Origin of the sequence: Holdemania sp. 1001095H_141210_F2 (assembly GCF_015558105.1) — a bacterium.
Lineage (GTDB): Bacteria > Bacillota_I > Bacilli_A > Erysipelotrichales > Erysipelotrichaceae > Holdemania.
Genome location: NZ_JADNPO010000005.1, coordinates 111475 through 129475, shown reverse-complemented (window position 1 = coordinate 129475; position 18001 = coordinate 111475). Strand labels below are relative to the sequence as shown.

Sequence of the window (18001 nt, the reverse complement as noted above, 5' to 3'; positions counted from 1 at the left end):
CGATTGTCAGAAGGCAGAATTAACATTTCTGATATAATAAAAGAAGATGAAGAAACGGCAGGCGTCAGCTGCCGGGTGAGGAAAGCCCATGGAACACAAACGATGCGGCTGGGCGGAAAACGGCTCCGCTCAGTTGAAAACCTATCATGATGAGGAATGGGGAAAGCCGGTCCGCGGCGAGCGGGAATTGTTTGAATTGTTAATTCTGGAATCATTCCATTCCGGTTTATCCTGGCAGATTGTGCTGCATAAACGCGAAGCTTTCCGCGCAGCGATGGATCAGTTCGATCCGGTTTTAATCGCGGCGTATGATTCAGCCAGACTGGATGCCCTGATGCAAAATGCGCGGCTGATCCGGCATCGCGGCAAGTTTCAGGCAGCGATCACCAACGCCCGCTGCTTTCTGGCGATCCAGCAGGAATATGGAACGTTCCTCACTTTCATCCAGACGATTCTGCCGCCGGAACCGATCCAGCTGCGGACTTGTCCGCATCCGGCGACAACCGTCTGGTCGGATGCGTTGGCGAAGCAGATGAAACAACAGGGGATGCGGTTTCTCGGGTCGGTGACCGTGCAGGCTTTTCTGGAGGCTGCCGGATTTATCGACGGACATGAAGCGGATTGTTTCCGGGCTGAATGAGCGGAAACGCCTGCGGTTGGAGGCAAAGGGGAAAGGAGCGGAGGCGGGATGGCAAAAAATAAAGTTGAAAATCAAGGCATGATTCGCCGCGTTTATCAGCGGATTATCCTTTTGGGGATGCTTGTGCACGTGCTCTACATCGCGCTGGGCGGTTGGCTGACCATGACGGAAATGGTGTTTTACAACGTTGGCAGCACAGTGTTTTATCTGACGATGCTTGTACTGGTATTCTATGGCCGCTATCGTCTGGCGGTAGCCCTGATTCACCTGGAAGTCTGCGTTTTCGTTGTTGTGGGAACGCACGCGCTGGGGTGGGAAACCGGCCTGCCGCTGTTGTTGATCGCGATGGCTTCGCTGATTTATATCTGTCCTTACCGCCACAGCACGGTTCCGTTTCTCTTTTCGCTGCTGGAAATCGGCGTGTTCGCGTTTTTGAAGCTGACCTCGGATCAGGAAATATGGCTGCCGCAAGCGCTTCCCGGCAGTCTGGTAAACGGCATTTACCTGTTTAACGCTGCCATGTGTTTTACGATTATTCTTGTGTCTTCCTCGATCTTCAACGTATCATCGGCGCTGGCGCAGGGCCGGCTGCGGCGCAAGAACAAAGAGCTGCAGGAAGCGGCCTTCATGGATCGTCTGACCGGGACGCTGACCCGGTATGGCTTACAGGAACAGCTCAGAACCAGTCAGGGGAAATGGATGGCTGTGGCATTGGGAGATCTGGATGATTTCAAACAGGTTAACGATACCTATGGCCATATCTGCGGCGATTATGTGCTGGCAACGACTGCCCGGCTGATGCGGGAAACGGAATCGGCGCTTGTCTGCCGCTGGGGCGGCGAGGAGTTTCTGATTCTGATGGCGGATCTGCCGCAGGCGGAGGCAGAGAGAAAACTGGCAACACTGGCAGAGAAAATCCGCAGTTATCCATTTTCTTACGACGGGCATCTGATCCGGGTCACCATGACCTTTGGTCTGACTTACGGAAGGATCGGCGCGGACTTTGAAGCCGTAGTCGAGCTGGCAGATCAACGGATGTATCAGGGAAAACGTCAGGGAAAGGATCGGATTGTCTTCTAACTTGCAAAGTTGAATAAAATTCAAACTCAAGCGTGGAAACGATTGAAAATGTTGTATAATAAGCGCAGGAGGCGATGTTCATGGAACAGAAATCGTTGTTTGATGATCGCGATCTGAACAGTCCGCTGGCCAGCCGGCTGCGGCCGAAAACGCTGGAGGAAGTCGCAGGTCAGAAACATCTTTTAGGCGAGGGAAAGATCCTGCGGCAGCTGATCGAACAGGATCAGGTGTCCTCGATGATTTTCTGGGGGCCGCCGGGCGTGGGCAAAACGACGCTGGCCCGGATCATCGCTGAGCGCACGCAGTCGCATTTCGTGGATTTCAGTGCGGTGACCAGCGGGATTAAGGAAATCAAAGAAGTCATGAATAAAGCGGAGCTGAACCGCCAGATGGGCGAGAAGACAATTCTGTTCGTCGATGAAATCCATCGCTTTAATAAGGCTCAGCAGGATGCTTTCCTTCCCTTTGTAGAGAAGGGCAGTATCATTCTGATCGGCGCGACAACGGAAAATCCGTCGTTTGAGATCAACGCCGCTCTGCTTTCCCGGTGTAAGGTGTTTGTGCTGCAGGCGCTGGCAACGGAGGATTTATTGGAGCTGTTGGCGCGGGCGCTGAAGGATCCGCGGGGCTTTGGCAATTATCATGTGGATCTGAACGACGATCTGTTGTGGATGATCGCCAATTTTGCCAACGGCGACGCACGCACCGCACTGAACACTTTGGAAATGGTCGTGCTCAACGGCGATAAGAACGGCGAGGATATCGTCGTGACCAAAGAGCATCTGGAACAGTGCATCAACCGCAAATCGTTGTTGTATGATAAAAAAGGGGAGGAACATTACAATTTAATCTCCGCTCTGCACAAGTCGATGCGCAACAGCGACGTCCAGGCATCGGTGTACTGGCTGGCACGGATGCTGGAAGCGGGCGAGGATCCGCTGTATATCGCGCGGCGGGTCGTGCGGTTTGCGAGCGAGGATATCGGCATGGCGGACAGCCGGGCAATGGAGGTCGCGGTGGCGGCCTATCAGGCATGTCATTTCAACGGAATGCCGGAGTGCAGCGTCAATCTGACGCAGGCCGTCGTTTATATGGCGCTCTCGCCGAAGTCCAACGCTTTGTATATGGCATATGAAGCGGCGAAGAAGGATGCGCTGGAACATCTCGCGGAGCCGGTGCCGTTAGCGATCCGCAACGCGCCGACCGCCTTGATGAAGGAGCTGCATTATGGCGAAGGGTATCAATACGCCCACGATACCGAGGAAAAACTAACGACGCTGCAATGCCTGCCGGACGCTTTGCTGAACCGGAAGTATTATGTGCCGACGCGGCAGGGCCGGGAAGGTCGGATTCAGGAGCGGATGGAACAGATCGAAGCCTGGCAGAAGCAGCATCGCCATCAATAAAATGAAAAGATTTGGGGACTGATAAGGAGGGACGCCATGTTCATCATGATCGGCGCCGGTTCGGGGCATCGCAAAAAAGCTTATCTGGGAGTTCGGGTTTGTCCGCATTGCGGAAAACTGAGCCATTTTTATTTAGTTGAGCAGGCGCAGCAGGTATCGGTATTTTTCGTGCCGGTCGTGCGCTGGGGCAAGCATTGGGGCATCGCGTGCTCGCGCTGCAAGGCGGGCTTTGAGATCGCGGAGAATGAAAAAGAGTTCTGCCTGAAGCAGGCGCAGTGGATGCCAAGTGAAAAGCAGATGAACGAAGTGATCGAATATCTGGGCGTGCAGCTTCAATCGGGGGAAGTGCCTGACTTTGAAACGCTGCGCGAGCGGGTGCGTCTGCGCTTTGATTTCCATGTCGACGACCGCTCGCTGCAGGAGATGATCAAAGGACTGCGGCAGGCGGCGGATCAGGCCAGCCAGTTTCGTCAATTTTACTAGATGACTCAAGCATCAGCGAGAAGAAGGAAATTTCTTCATTCCCATACAATCCAATTCGCAAAAAAAACTGCGGCGTTCCTTTTTCAATATTTATATCTTGGAATGCGCAGAACAATCAGACTGGTATAAAAAAGTCATTGCGTCTAATGGGGAAGATCTGGATTGAACTGATCAATTAGAGTACAAAAAACAAACAAAAAAACATGTCTTTTCAGAAAAGCAAACAGAATTCTGAAGCAGACATGTTTTTATTGAGTCAGTTTGCATTGCGGCTCAGACAGATGGAATCATCATTAACTTAAAAACCGGTTCAGAAACGTGGTGACTGAATCCCAATACAATGTCGGGTCTACATCCGCGCTGGCCGCGTGGGCCGCGCCTTCAATGATCAGCAGCTCTTTCTCCGTCGGGCAGGCTTCATAGACCTGATAAACCATCTCTGTCGGCACATAGGTATCGTTGCTTCCGTGAATGAACATCATCGGCACTGCTGCCTTTTTCAGCTGTTCTACAGCTGACGCTTCTTTGAAGTGATAGCCGGCGCGAATCCCGGTCATGATATCCGCGGTTGCCAGAAACGGAAATTCCGGCAAGCCGAAGCGGTAATCCAGCTGATTTTTAAACATATCATATACCGAAGTGTAGCCGCAGTCTTCAATGATCGCTTTGACTTGGGAAGGCAAGGCTTCCCCTGCGGTCATCATCACGGTCGCCCCGCCCATCGAAACGCTGTACAATACGATTTCCGCATCCGGATCCTGGCTTACAACCTGATCGATCCAGAGTAAAAGGTCCTTGCGGTCCAGCCAGCCCATCCCGATATAGGATCCGTTGCTTTCGCCATGCGCGCGGTTATCCGGTGTGATGACCGTGTAGCCCAGCTGGGAAAAATGCCGGGCTTCCGTCTGCATCGCTTCTTTATTCGAGGTATAACCGTGGATGACCAGAGCGTAGCGATGCGACGCAGGATCCGCGGTGTATTGCAGCGCGCGCAGTGTCAGCCCATCCTGACTGACGATTTCTTTCTTTTCCATGGAGACGGTTTTCAGCCAGAGGTCGGTCAGCCGCTGTTCCTCGGCTTTGTTCGCTTCCTCGTTGCCATAGGTTTCATTGACCGGCGCTTTGCCGTCATTGGCGGATTGCGGTGCCTGATCGGCGCGGTAGAGCGCGTAATCGACCAGATAATTGCCGGCCCAGAAGCTGCCTGCAGTCAAGGCGGCAATCATGACGACGAGCACCGATATGAAAATTTTCGTTTTTTTCTTCATGCGGATTCATCCTCTTTTCAGGTCGGTTCGTTGAGAACCTGAACGAGGAAACAGTATAGCAGAATTTAGTTTGTATGTCAAAATAAATCATTTTACATCCTTGCCCGATTGCGGAATTTCCAGAGTGTCCGGGATTCCACAGGAAAGGCTGAGGGAAGAAGAGTGGTGGACAACGGGATTTCAAATGCACAATCTGCGGTTAATTCCGCGGCAGACATAAAAAAAGCTGCCCGCTTTCGCGTTCAGCTGTTTGTTTTTATCTGGTGCGGTAGGTGGGACTTGAACCCACATGGTTTTACCCACACGCCCCTGAAACGTGCGCGTCTGCCGATTTCGCCACTACCGCATGATCGTTAAACAGTCATTTTTCCGACTGCTTTTATATATTACACTAAAACGCTGCGCAGTGCAAGAGTTTTTTTATTTTTTCTAACCGGTTAAACTGAATTTTTTCTCTTTTCGACTTCACCGCCGGTGTTTGAGAGCGAAAATCAGGATAAAGAAGCATTCATAACGATATCCCGGCACGCAAGCAAAAAAGACAATTTAGGCAGTTTGTAGGAAACTCTGCAAACCATATTGCATTTTATAAAGAGTAGAGTATAATTGGTTAACATAGTTAAATATTAAGTAACTTAACTATCCAGACAAAAGAGGTGACCGGTATGGATGAACAGGAAATTGCTCAAAAACTGATGCGGCTGATTTACGACATGCGCCAGCGCAGCGAATCTCGCGGACGCAAGAAGAAAACGATGAATTCCCGGGATATGATGATTCTGCACGGAATTCTTCATCTCAACCCCGAAGGAATGATCAAAATGAGCCAGATCAAGGACTATTTCCACGTCAGTCCGGCAGCGGTATCGCAGGGAATCCGTTCCTTTGAGCAGCAGGGATGGGTCGAGCGGGTACTCCTGGACAACGACCGGCGCAGCGTCTACATTCGGGTGACGGAGAAAGGCCGCGAGCTGATGCAGAAAAGAGAACAGGAATTCTGTGATCAGCTGACCGCCTATTTCCGCTATCTGGGCGAATCCGACAGCCTGGCTTTAATCCGCACGCTGGAACGGACGATTGAATATTGTCAGAGTCTGGCAAGCCGGGATTCGCAGGAAAAGTAAGAAAGGAGTTTTTTTATGGTCAGGATCAAAAAGGTGAGAATCACCCAGTATTTGAAACCGTTCGCGCTCTCCATCGCGGCGGTTATCGTGCTGTTGTTTGCCCAGGCTCAATGCGAGCTGGCGCTGCCGGATTACATGGCCGACATCGTCGACGTCGGGATTCAATCCGGCGGCATTCGCAGCGCGGTTCCGGAAGTGATCCGGAAAAGCGAAGCGGAAAAACTGGCAATGTTTCTTAATGACGAACAGCAGCAGCTGTTTCTTTCAAGCTATACGCTGGTGGACGCCGGACAGGCCAGCGCAAAACAGATCAAACAAGCTCCGTTAGTCGAACAGGAACCGGTATATTTCCTGAATTCGCTGACTGACGAGGCACGTGCCTCGCTCAATTCGATGTTGGCGCGGGCGGAAATGATCGTCGTCAGTCTCCCCGGCTTAAAGAATAGCGAGGAATTCAAAGAATTAAATCTGCCGGAGGACGTCGATCTGTTTTCCCTGCTGAGGCAGCTGCCGCAGGAAGTCATTGACGACATCGTTGCCAGGATCGACGCCAGTCTGGAAGTGGCTGGTGAAAATGCGTCACCGGTAGCGTCAGCCCAGTTTATTAAAATGGAGTATCGGGCAATCGGCATCAATACCGATTCAATTCAGCTCAATTACATTTTCAGCAGCGGCTTGCGGATGTTGGGAATCGCGTTGTTTGGAACGATCTGCGCGATCATCGTAACGTTTCTGGCTTCGCGGATTGCGGCCGGCGTTTCCCGCAATCTGCGGTTGGCGGTTTTCAGCAAGGTTGAAAATTTCTCATCTGCGGAATTCAATCAGTTTTCCACCGGCACGCTGATCACCCGGACGACCAACGACGTTCAGCAGATTCAGCAGGTGCTGGTCATGTTTATGCGGATTGTCGTGTATGCGCCGATCATCGGCGTCGGCGCGATCATCAAGGTGCTGAACACCAACGCGTCGATGACCTGGATCATCGCCCTGGTCGTCGTGGTCATCATGGCGATCATGGGCGTGGCGTTTGCGGTCGTCATGCCGAAGTTCTCAATCATCCAGAAACTGCTGGATAAGATGAACTCCGTCCTGCGCGAATTTCTGGACGGCCTGCCGGTTATCCGGGCGTTCAATACCCAGGGGTATGAAGAAAAGAAATTTGATCAGGTCAATACCGATGTGACGAAAACCAACCTGTTTGTCAACCGCACACTGGCGCTGTTAATGCCGATGATGATGCTGGTGATGAACTGCGTCGGCATCCTGATCGTCTGGGTCGGCGGCCATCAGATCAATCTGGGCACGCTGCAGGTCGGCGACATGATGGCGTTTATTCAGTACAGCATGCAGATCATCATGGCGTTCTTAATGATTACGATGGTTTCGATCATGCTGCCGCGGGCGGTGGTTTCGATCAAGCGTGTGCTGGAAGTGCTGAATTGCCCGCTGTCGATCGCCGATCCGCAGCAGCCGAAGTCGTTTGATCCTCAGCAGCATGGCTACGTTGAGTTTAAAGACGTGGCGTTTCGCTATCCGGGCGCTGAGGAAAACGTTCTGGAAAACATTTCGTTCCTGGCCCGTCCGGGACAGACGACGGCCTTTATCGGTTCGACCGGTTCCGGCAAATCCACGATCGTCAATCTGGTACCGCGCTTCTTTGATGTCACGGCGGGCTCGATCGAGGTTGACGGCGTGGATATCCGCGAGGTCAGTCAGCAGGAACTGCGCCATAAGATCGGTTATGTACCGCAGAAGGGCGTGTTGTTCTCCGGCACCATCGAATCCAACCTGCGCTATGCCGACGCCGATGCCGACTGGCATCAGCTTAAGCAGGCAGCGGAAATTGCTCAGGCGAGCGAGTTCATCAACGCCAAACCGGAAGGCTACGACGCGCCGATCGCACAGGGCGGCACCAACGTTTCCGGCGGACAGAAGCAGCGGCTGTCGATTGCCCGCGCTCTGGTCCGCAATCCGGAAATCTATATTTTCGACGATTCGTTCTCCGCGCTGGACTTCAAGACCGATGCGGCGCTGCGCAAAGCCCTCAACGAGCTGTGCCAGCGGACCGGCAGCACGGTGCTGTTGGTCGCGCAGCGAATTTCGTCGATCATGCATGCCGATCAGATTGTTGTGCTGGATAAAGGCCGTATCGCCGGAATCGGAACGCATGATGAGCTGATGAAGACCTGCGAGGTGTATCAGGAAATTGCGTATTCGCAGCTGTCAAAGGAGGAATTGGATCATGACGAACACGAAGCATAATCCGAAACCGATGATGCGCGGTCCGATGGGACGGGGACATGGAATGCGCGGCGCCGGCGAAAAGGCCAAAGATTTCAAGGGCACGATGAAGCAGCTGCTGCGCTACATCAAGCCATATTCTTTATCCATGGTGTTTGGAATTCTGTTTGCGGCCGTCGCGACCGTCATGACGGTTGTCGGTCCGAAAATTTTAGGCAAAGCGACGACGGAACTGGCTGTTGGACTGAGTGCGAAAGCGATGGGAACCGGAGGCATTAATTTCGGCAGGATCGCTGAAATTCTGATTTTCTTATTATGTTTGTTCGGTTTATCAGCCCTGTTTCATTATTTCCAGAACTGGCTGATGGCCAGTGTCGCGCAGAAGGTTTCCTACAACCTGCGCAAAGCGCTGGCCGAGAAGATCGACCGGCTGCCGTTTAAATATTTTGACACGCATTCGCATGGAGATCTTCTGTCGCGGGCGACCAACGACGTCGACACGGTCTCGCAGACGCTGAATCAGTCGCTGGCGAATATCATCACGGCGCTTGTCCAGCTGTTCGGCTTCACGATTGTGATGTTGTCCATCAGCTGGGAAATGACGCTGATGGCCTTCTGTGTTCTGCCGCTTTCAGCGATCCTGGTCATGCAGATCGTCAAGCGTTCGCAGCGGTTCTTCGCCCGTCAGCAGGAAGCTTTGGGCGCAGTCAACGGCCATATTGAAGAAATGTATTCCGGGCATATCGTCATGAAAGCGTTCAACGGCGAGGAACGTTCGATCGCGGAATTCAGTGAGAATAACCAGCGGCTGTACGATTCCGCGTGGAAATCGCAGTTCTTAAGCGGCATGATGCAGCCGTTAACAACGCTGATCGGCAACCTCGGCTATGTCGGCGTCTGTATCCTGGGCGGCTGGCTGGCGATCAGGGGCGCGATTGAAATCGGCGACATTCAGGCTTTTATCGCCTATGTCCGCAACTTTAATCAGCCGATCAACCAGCTGTCTCAGTCGATGAACGTCCTGCAGTCGACAGCGGCGGCGGCAGAGCGGGTCTTCGAATTCTTAAACGAGGAAGAAGAAGTCGCTGAAACCACAACGCCGGCGCCAGTTCGCGACCGGCACGGCAAATCCCTGATTCAGGGACAGGTGACGTTTGAAAACGTTCATTTCGGCTACAATCCGGACAAGATCATCATCAATGATTTCTCGATGTTCATCAACGCCGGCAAGCGGGTTGCCATCGTCGGGCCAACCGGCGCGGGTAAAACGACGATCGTCAAGCTGCTTATGCGGTTCTATGAGCTCAACGGCGGAACGATTTATGTCGATGGACAGGATATCAGAAATTACAAGCGGTCAGATCTGCGCTCGCTGTTTGGCATGGTGCTTCAGGACGCGTGGCTGTTTGACGGCACGGTCATGGAGAACCTGCGTTACGGACGGCTGGACGCGACGGATCAGGAAGTCATCGCGGCGGCCAGGGCGGCGCATGTGGACCACTTTATCCGCACGCTTGATCATGGCTATCAAACGATGATCGACGAGGATTCCGGCAATATTTCGCAAGGGCAGAAGCAGTTGTTAACGATTGCGCGGGCGTTCCTGGCGGATCCGAAGATTCTGATTCTGGACGAAGCGACGTCCTCGGTCGATACGCGGACGGAGGTCCTGATTCAGAAGGGCATGGAAACGTTGATGAAAGGCCGCACAAGCTTCATCATCGCGCACCGTCTGTCCACGATCCGCGACGCCGATCTGATTCTGGTCATGAAGGACGGCGACATCGTCGAAGCGGGCACGCATGATTCGCTGATGGCGGATAACGGCTTCTACGCTTCCCTGTATAACTCACAGTTTGAGGATTGTGAATAAAAGAATCTATATTCAGTCTGAGAACAGGCAACTGCGGTTTGGATCGCTGCAGCGATGATTGTTTTCGTTAAGCAGGATGGTTTATGGAAAAGGAATTTTGATATTTATCGTCAGCGGATTGCGGGCCAGTGTTGGGCTGCAGCTCGTCTGGATAAATTTCTTCCTTTTCCTTTTTTAGTGCGGCGATGGATAAAAGTGCTGCCAGAGTGGAAGCAATAAAGCAGCGGATTTTTAAAGTGCAGGGTGAAGCCGGATTCAATGGAGGAATTGCAGGGGAGCGGCATCGCGGATGCGCTGCCAATGCAATCTGAACGCCTACAATACGCCACTATCGCTTGTGATCATTCAAAATGATAAAAAACAGTCATGATCACCGATCAGACAGCAGGGATTGCAACGTGTGAAATTGCGGCTTCTTTGGAAAAGGCCGCAGGGCAGGAAGACCGCTCACAAATCATCAAAGCCATGCTTTGATCCATGATCAAGACTGCTGCCGGCGGTTCCCCTGACTGCGTGAAAGCAGGGGGAAAGACGGGATTTTGCTTTCAATCATTGCGAAATTCGAATGAGAGTCTTACATTTCCATGACTTTGAACAGGCGGCAGGAGAAACCGGAAAAATTCCGTGTATAATAAAATCAGAAAAGAAACGATGTTATCCTGCAGGCGAAAGTGACGGTTGAAGCGCACCGAAGAAGCAGATTTCAGAAAAACAGAATTCGACAGCTTGAAGATCTCTGCGAAAACGGATTCAGCCCGGGTGTTTTTGCGCAGCCTCAGGATGACAGAATACAGGTTTTTAAGCTTCTGCTGAAAGATTGTAATGAATTGCCTGGACAAAAAAGGAGGGATATCATGAAGAAAAGATTAAGACATCTGATCATGATCGGCGGATTGTCGCTGGGATTGTTCTTCTCGCTGCAGCCGGCTGCAGCTCAGACGCTTGCGGAAGAGCGAACAGGCGAGGTTTTGCCTGCGGCCGCCCCGGGACGGCTTGTCCTGGATACCGGCATGAACCGGACCGGGAAACGGACGGCCAGACAGGCTGGCGAAGTGACGATCGCCTCCTTTGACCCGTTGGAACCGAACGTTGCCGAACAAACCGTAGCGGTGGGCACGGCTCTGTCAAAATTGAACCTTCCGGAATCATTGTCCGGGACGGATTTGGAAAAGAATCCGCTGCCAGACATTCCGGTCACATGGAAAACGAAGGACGCGGCTTACGATCCGTCAAAACCGCAGGATTATATATTTATCGCTGAACCTGGCTCAGGCTATGTTCTGGCGCCGGCTGCGGCGCTGCCGGAAATTGTGGTCACGGTGACCGGCTTCGAGCCGACGACGCTGCCTGAAAACTATGTGCGCGTCACGGTGAGGGCGGGCGAGCTGAAGACCAAGGTGGAAAAGGGACCGGTCTTGCCGCAGAAGATCGCGGCCTTGTTTATCGAAGGTACGCTGAATGAACAGGATATGAAGTACATTCGCGGAACCTTGACGAATTTAAAAACATTGGATTTGGAAAAAACAGCGCTGATTACCATTCCCAACGCGGCTTTCTCAAGCATGACTTCCCTGGAAAACCTCGTTTTGCCCACGTCAGTGAAGACGATCGGTGAACAGGCGTTGAAGGACTGCACGCATTTGACCGCGGTGAATCTGGCGGGGGTCAATGTCGTTGGCGACAGTGCGTTTGAAGGCTGCGCCAGTCTGGGAGCCGTTAATCTCTCCCAGGTTCAGACCTTGGGAGAAAAAGCCTTTGCCGGCTGTTCCAATCTGACGCTGGCGGCGGATACCAATTTAAGCCAGGCGCTGAAAACGATCGGCGAATCTGCTTTTGAGAATTGCGGAAAACTGACGGGTGTGGATCTGTCCCAAGTTGAGGCGATCGGGACCGCCGCTTTCAAAAACTGCGAAAAGCTGACGCTGAAAGCTGGAACCAATCTGAATGAGAAAGTAACGATAATTCATCCGTTCACCTTCACCAGCTGCACTTATCTGACGGCCGTCGATTTATCGCATGTCGCCATGATCGGCGGCAGTGCGTTTAAGAACTGCGGTCGTCTGGGCGAAGTGAATTTATCGCAGGTTACCCTGCTGCAGGACTCTGCGTTTGAAGACTGTCATCAATTAAAGCTCAAGGCCTCGACGAATTTGAATCCGGGATTAAGCGTCATCGGCAACCGGGCGTTCAGCCAATGTTCAGCCCTGACGCAGATTGATTTGTCACATGTCGAAACGATCGGTGAGGAAGCTTTCGCTCATTGCGCTTCGATCAGCGAAGCCAATCTGATCAAAACGACGACGCTGGGCGCCGGAGCCTTTAAAAACTGCACAGGCTTGAGCGTGCTGGGAATGCCGGCGAACAAGCCGAACTGGCAAACTACTCCGTTTGAGAATGTGCCGGCCGTCTTACTGCTGTTTGAAAACAGTCAGACGTATGCGGATTTATCTGTATTTCCTTCCGGTTCTTCCGTTCCGGTCATCGAAGGAAAGGATATCCAGGCCGGGGAAACGCTGGAATTGACGATAAAACCGCAGATCAACGTGAACGTCACATATCAATGGAGCTTTAACGGAACTCCGCTGAGTGCGCAGACAAATCCGACTTTGAAAATTGATCAGGCGCTGGCCAGCCACAGCGGCGTCTATCAGTGCGACGTGATTTGGGGACCTTTTGTTCAGCGGGCGGAAAAGACGGTAAAAGTGACGGAAATCATACCAACGCCAACCCCGACGCCAACGCCGACCCCGACCCCGAAACCGCAGCCGGTGCACGAACACAATTATGGGCCGATGCAGTCCGATCCGACCTGGCATTACCGCGAATGCCTTGACGGCGACGGCGCCAAGGCGGAAATCGCGGAGCACACGCCGGGCGACTGGATCATCATTGAAAAGGCCACCGCGACGAAACCGGGAAGCAAAAAGAAAGTCTGCACCGTTTGCGGAAGACAACTGGAGTGGCAGGAAATCCCGGCCACCGGTCCGGAATATGCGCAGAAAACATTGAAGTCCAAAGAGAACGGGATTCAGATTCACGGCGAGTTCAGCTTTAACTCGGTGCTGGCGGCCTCCGCGGAACTGCCGCATAAGGAAGGGTCTTGCGATGCGTGCGACGCGATTCGTGAGCAGCAGAAGAAGGACGGCTGGCTGTCTGGCTATCGGCTGCAGCTGAAGGCGGGAAAATACCGCGGCTCGCTGACGATTGAAATTCCGATGGATCAAAAAGACGGAACGGAATTGAACGTATGGATTTGTCAGAATAAAACATTCGTGAAAGATACGAAAAAAGTGACGTCCAAAACGATAACCCTCACTATGGACAGCTGGCCTGATTATATTGGATTCTCTGAAGTACCGGTTGTGATCAGCGGACTTCCAGGTTCCCTGAATTTAACGGTCGGCGAACAAACGACGCTGAAACCGCAGCCGGAGGGCGGCAGTTGGGAATACGATCCCTCAGTTCTGGAAATCACAGGACAGGACAGCTATATTGTAAAAGCACTGAAGACCGGTGAAACGACGATTACCTATTCAGCGGGCGGCGAGCGGTTCAGTCTGAAAGTTCAAGTCGCAGAGAAAGCGGCGGAACCTGAACCGGAAGTAAAGAAAACCGGAAGCATCGTTCCGTTTGCGATTGGGATTCTGGTCTTTGCGGCGGTCGTACTGATCGGCGGCGCCGTGTTCTTGAAGCGGCAGATTGATCAGTCTCAGGGCTGATCAAAACCATGAGGAAAGACATCGGTCACACGCTCCTTGACGAGGCGCAAACCGGGTGAACCCAGCGTGCAAGACAAGCGGAATCAGCGGCAGAACCTGCAGTGAGAGCTTACAGCGAGAGGATGAAAATCGTCTCGCTTTTTTGGCGGCGATCAAGCAGCCGGACAGCCGCGGCCTTTCACGGAGACGACGCAGCGTGAAACCGCTTTCTCAGGTCAGAATATCTGCATTTTCTTTTTTGGCGCACTCTGTTATAATGGTCTCAATTCAATAGAAGAGACAGGGGGAGTGGCTGTGGATAACTTCTTGATTGCCAATATTGCGCTGGACATTTTCTGCCTGATCTTATCGCTCATCCCGATCATCTATCTTGGAAACGATCATCGTTGGCATCAGAAATTAAACCGCTATTTTCTGGGGGTCAGCGTTTCCAACGGATTGATGATTATCGGTGATCTGGGCGACTGGTGCTTCCGGGATATCACAACTCCGTTGATGATGACAGCGGCAATCTTGCTGGTTGTCCTGTATTATGTCAGCTCCGCCTTTGTCCTGTATTTTTTTGCCCGTTACATCGATGAATATTTGAAACTGACGCATCCTGTAAGAACGATCTTTTTGCGGAGTATCACGCTGTTGTGCGGCGTACAGATTTTCTTCGCGCTGATCAGTCCGCTGACCGGAGCGATTTTTACCATTACCGCCGCCGGCTATCAGCGGGGTTCGCTGTTTTTGATATCCCAGCTGGTTCCGCTGTTCTGTTATTTGTCGTTTACCTGGCTGGTCGTACTGAATCGAAAAAAGCTCATCCGCCGTGAAGTGATCTTCTTTTTGTTGTATATCTTTATTCCGCTTGGCGCCGGGGCGTCGCAGATGTTTCTTCGCGGGATCGCGGTGGTGAATGTCGGCGTAACGCTGGCGCTGTTGTTTATCTTTGTCAATATTCAGTCCGAGCGTGATCTGCTGATCCGGCAGCAGGAAAAAGAATTGGCGGAATCCCGGGTTGAAATCATGCTTTCGCAAATCCAGCCGCACTTTCTATACAACACGTTGACAACAATCTGCCAGCTTTGCGATGTGGATCCCCATCAAGCGAAAGCGGCAATCCGGGATTTTTCATTGTTTTTGCGCGGAAATATGGATTCGCTGGAAAGCAAGGCGCCGATTCCTTTTGAACAGGAGCTTCTCCATGCGGAAAATTATCTGTCACTGGAACGTCAGCGCTTTCAGAACCGGCTTAAAGTGGTTTATGAAATTACAGCGCGGGATTTTTCGATTCCCTCGCTCACGCTGCAGCCGATTGTGGAAAACGCCGTGCGCCATGGCGTATTGAGAAGGGAAGAAGGAGGCACCGTTACGATCCGGACTGAGGAAACGCCAGACGCTTACCTTGTCATCGTCGCTGACGATGGTTTGGGTTTCTCTGATAAATTTGAAGAAGACAATCAATCTCATATCGGAATTAAAAATGTAAGGGAGCGGCTGGGGATGTTATGCGGCGGAACGCTGACCTTGCAAAGTACGCCGGGCAAAGGGACTGTGGCGACCATCATGATTCCCAAGGAAGGAGCAACGTTATGAATTATATCGCAGTCGACGACGAACCTTTCGCGCTGAAAGATCTGGAGGAAGCGCTGGCGGAAGCGGCGCCGGACAGTGTCTTACGAACGTTCGGCGTTCCCAGCGAGGCGCTGGCTTATGTTCGTGATCATCCTTTCGACGCCGCGTTTCTGGACATCGAATTGGGAAGTATGAACGGATTGGTGCTGGCAAAAAAATTGAAAGATCTTTGTCCGCAGGCGCATATCATTTTTGTCACGAGCTATAAACAATACGCGCTGGGCGCGATTCAGATGCATGCGACAGGTTATTTGTTAAAGCCGGTCACAGCGGAGGCTCTGCGCCGGGAACTGACCTTTGCCTATGGCGAAGCGCTGCGGCAAAAGCGGGTGCGGGTGCAGACCTTCGGCGGCTTTGATATTTTTGTGGATGGCCGTCCTGTCACGTTTAAACGCGCAAAATCCAAAGAACTGCTGGCTTATCTGATCGACCGGCGCGGCGTCAGCGTGACGGCGGCGGACGCCTGTGCCGCATTGTGGGGCGATGCTTCGATTAAGGCCAGTAAAAAAGGGTACTTCCGGATTGTTGTCAAGGGATTGCGGGAAGCGCTGCAGGCGGCGGGCATCGAAGAAATTCTGCTGCGCTCATGGAACAGCCTCGCGATCCTTCCGGAACGGCTGGATTGCGACAGTTATCACTTCCTGGACGGCGATCCGCAAGCTGTCAACAGTTATCGTCACGATTATCTCTGCTGCTATGAATGGGCGGAATTCCGCCTGGAATAAACGCAGAACTTTCATCATCAGCATATCCGGCTTCCTCATGGGAGTCTTTTTTTTGCGTGAAATGCATAGCCGGTTTGTAACGGATTTGTAACGGGACGTGTGGTAACATTATTAAAATTGAGGTGATCACGATGGGGATTTTAGTCGTGGGCCGGCGTAAGGCGAGCTTGAAGACCGGCATGGTTATTTAAAGCCGCAATACGCCGAGTTCCTGAAGGTGCAGGCAGGATAAAATTGCCGATTGGAGTTTACAGCGAGGCTCAGGCCCGACCGGTGGTTTTGAGTTGAGCATTTAGTTTTGACGTTGAGCTTAAAGAGGTCATCGTTTTCCAACCGCAGAAAGAAAAGAAGGAGAAAAATAAATATGAATCCAACAGTACAGGAATCTGATCAAAAAATCCGGACTGTGAAACGCAACGTCAAGTCCCGGGAACAGCTTGAAGAGGAAAATCAGGCGCTGCAATACGACGCGGAACATGACTGGCTGACGGGTCTGTATAATCGCAAAGCCATGGAACGGCTGTGCAATGAATGGCTGCTTGATAAAAATACAGGAATTTTAATCATGATGGATCTGGATTATTTCAAGCAGGTGAACGACCGGTATGGTCATATCACCGGCGATCAGGTCCTGCAGAACGTTGGTTATGTGTTGATAAAAATGCTGCCGCCCGACAGTCTGATCAGCCGTGTGGGCGGCGATGAATTCACAGTATTGCTCAGAGGACAGGATGAAAAGAAAGCTGAGCAGCTGTGCACGCAGCTTCGCCAGCGACTGCGGCATATACGTCTTCGCGAATGCCCGAATCTGCGATTGGACGTCACGATTTTTCAAACGGCTTCCATGCCTGGCGATACGTATCAGAGAATGTACGATCGGGCGGATCAGCAGATCATACAGAAAAAACATGTCCGCAATATCCGCAAGATGGAGTTAAAGCGGCAGGAAGAAAACGGCGGAGTGACGCTCGATATGAAGTTAATCGCTTCACAAATGCACGAAAGTCACGCCCGCCCGGGTTCCTTCTGTCAGGATTATGAAACGTTTAAAGCAATTTACCGCTTTGCCGAACGGAAAATGTGCCGTTCTCAGGAATCGGCCTTTCTTCTTTTATTCACTCTGACGGACAACAAGGGCGACTTTCCGGCATTGGTGCGCCGCGATGAGGAAATGGATATTCTGGGGGTGATTATTCATGATCATCTGCGGATGAGCGATGTTTTTACGCAGTACAGCAGTTGTCAGTATCTGGTTATGGTTTCTGATATAACCCTTGATAACGCAGATAAGCTCGCGGATCGGATCACCCGGACTTTTTATCAGAAACATACAAACGGTTGTCCGCACATCCTGTTGCGTTACAGCTATCCGCTGCAGCCGACTCGCGTCGAAGTGCACCGGAGAAATGAAGAAAATGCGGCTTCACGCCGCTAAAGCATCCCGGCGTAAAAGTCGGCGCGGCATCTTAAATCCTTAGAAGCAAAGCTGAAAAAACTGTTTTGCGTCAGCGGCCTCAAAGCAGCGGTCAATCTTTTGTATCCATAATCAGATATAGGGGGTATTTGATCTATTTAAAAACCTGACGGTTATAAGTCCTTCGTTCGGTGAGACTGCGGTGATTCGCATTCTGCGTAAAAGGAAAGATGCGAAAGCGGTGGATGGCGGACGCAGGAAAAAAGACAAGGTTCAAAAGGAGAGGGCATATTGCAGGTATGAGGGAATCAGCCAGATCATACTGTAAATAGAAACTAACGCGGCCATCTTTGGCATAGGGCTGCCATTTTGTGACAGCGACCGTGGTCCGGATCATCATAAAAAGAC

General features: G+C 51.9%; 12 protein-coding genes and 1 tRNA gene. 11 read left to right on the top strand and 2 right to left on the bottom strand.

What is annotated here, in order from left to right; translation table 11 throughout:
* The first annotated feature begins 88 nt into the window (after positions 1–88).
* The 4 genes from I2G61_RS05080 to I2G61_RS05065 all read left to right on the top strand — a co-directional run bounded on the left by I2G61_RS05080 (position 89) and on the right by I2G61_RS05065 (position 3609).
* Entirely contained in the window at positions 89–640 is a 552-nt protein-coding gene (locus tag I2G61_RS05080) for a DNA-3-methyladenine glycosylase I (RefSeq protein ID WP_072683846.1), read from the top strand.
* 48 nt (positions 641–688) lie between these two features.
* Positions 689–1720 (top strand): GGDEF domain-containing protein, encoded by a 1032-nt coding sequence (locus I2G61_RS05075; RefSeq protein WP_072683845.1) that lies wholly within the window; start codon positions 689–691, stop codon positions 1718–1720.
* Positions 1721–1800: 80 nt separating this feature from the next.
* Positions 1801–3126, top strand: a complete 1326-nt coding sequence (locus I2G61_RS05070) for a replication-associated recombination protein A (protein ID WP_072683844.1) — start codon at positions 1801–1803, stop codon at positions 3124–3126.
* A gap of 36 nt (positions 3127–3162) precedes the next feature.
* Complete coding sequence (locus tag I2G61_RS05065) at positions 3163–3609, top strand: zinc ribbon domain-containing protein (protein WP_072683843.1); 447 nt, start codon at positions 3163–3165, stop codon at positions 3607–3609.
* A gap of 293 nt (positions 3610–3902) precedes the next feature.
* Here the strand turns inward: I2G61_RS05065 and I2G61_RS05060 are convergent, their stop codons facing one another.
* The gene (locus tag I2G61_RS05060; RefSeq protein ID WP_195548015.1) at positions 3903–4877 is read right to left on the bottom strand and encodes an alpha/beta hydrolase; all 975 of its coding nucleotides are present in this window, start codon (positions 4875–4877) and stop codon (positions 3903–3905) included.
* A 261-nt stretch (positions 4878–5138) separates the two neighbouring features.
* Positions 5139–5223 (bottom strand) — tRNA-Leu (locus I2G61_RS05055).
* Between the two features lie 319 nt (positions 5224–5542).
* Here I2G61_RS05055 and I2G61_RS05050 point away from each other — a divergent pair.
* The 7 genes from I2G61_RS05050 (at position 5543) to I2G61_RS05020 (ending at position 17614) form a co-directional block, all read left to right on the top strand.
* Positions 5543–6001 carry a MarR family winged helix-turn-helix transcriptional regulator gene (locus I2G61_RS05050; protein WP_072683841.1) on the top strand — a complete coding sequence of 153 codons (459 nt, stop codon included), beginning with the start codon at positions 5543–5545 and terminating at the stop codon, positions 5999–6001.
* A gap of 15 nt (positions 6002–6016) precedes the next feature.
* A complete protein-coding gene (locus tag I2G61_RS05045; RefSeq protein ID WP_072683840.1) occupies positions 6017–8263 on the top strand; it encodes an ABC transporter ATP-binding protein in 2247 nt (748 codons plus the stop codon).
* Positions 8244–10115, top strand: coding sequence for an ABC transporter ATP-binding protein (locus tag I2G61_RS05040; RefSeq protein ID WP_072683839.1), 1872 nt, complete (start codon positions 8244–8246; stop codon positions 10113–10115). The genes I2G61_RS05045 and I2G61_RS05040 overlap by 20 nt, the downstream gene beginning before the upstream one ends.
* An 854-nt stretch (positions 10116–10969) precedes the next feature.
* Positions 10970–13834 carry a leucine-rich repeat protein gene (locus I2G61_RS05035; protein WP_195548014.1) on the top strand — a complete coding sequence of 955 codons (2865 nt, stop codon included), beginning with the start codon at positions 10970–10972 and terminating at the stop codon, positions 13832–13834.
* Between the two features lie 294 nt (positions 13835–14128).
* Positions 14129–15415, top strand: coding sequence for a sensor histidine kinase (locus I2G61_RS16745; RefSeq protein ID WP_083538456.1), 1287 nt, complete (start codon positions 14129–14131; stop codon positions 15413–15415).
* Entirely contained in the window at positions 15412–16179 is a 768-nt protein-coding gene (locus I2G61_RS05025; protein ID WP_072683836.1) for a response regulator, read from the top strand. The genes I2G61_RS16745 and I2G61_RS05025 overlap by 4 nt, the downstream gene beginning before the upstream one ends.
* Positions 16180–16543: 364 nt before the next feature.
* Positions 16544–17614 (top strand): GGDEF domain-containing protein, encoded by a 1071-nt coding sequence (locus I2G61_RS05020; protein WP_072683835.1) that lies wholly within the window; start codon positions 16544–16546, stop codon positions 17612–17614.
* Positions 17615–18001 lie beyond the last annotated feature (387 nt).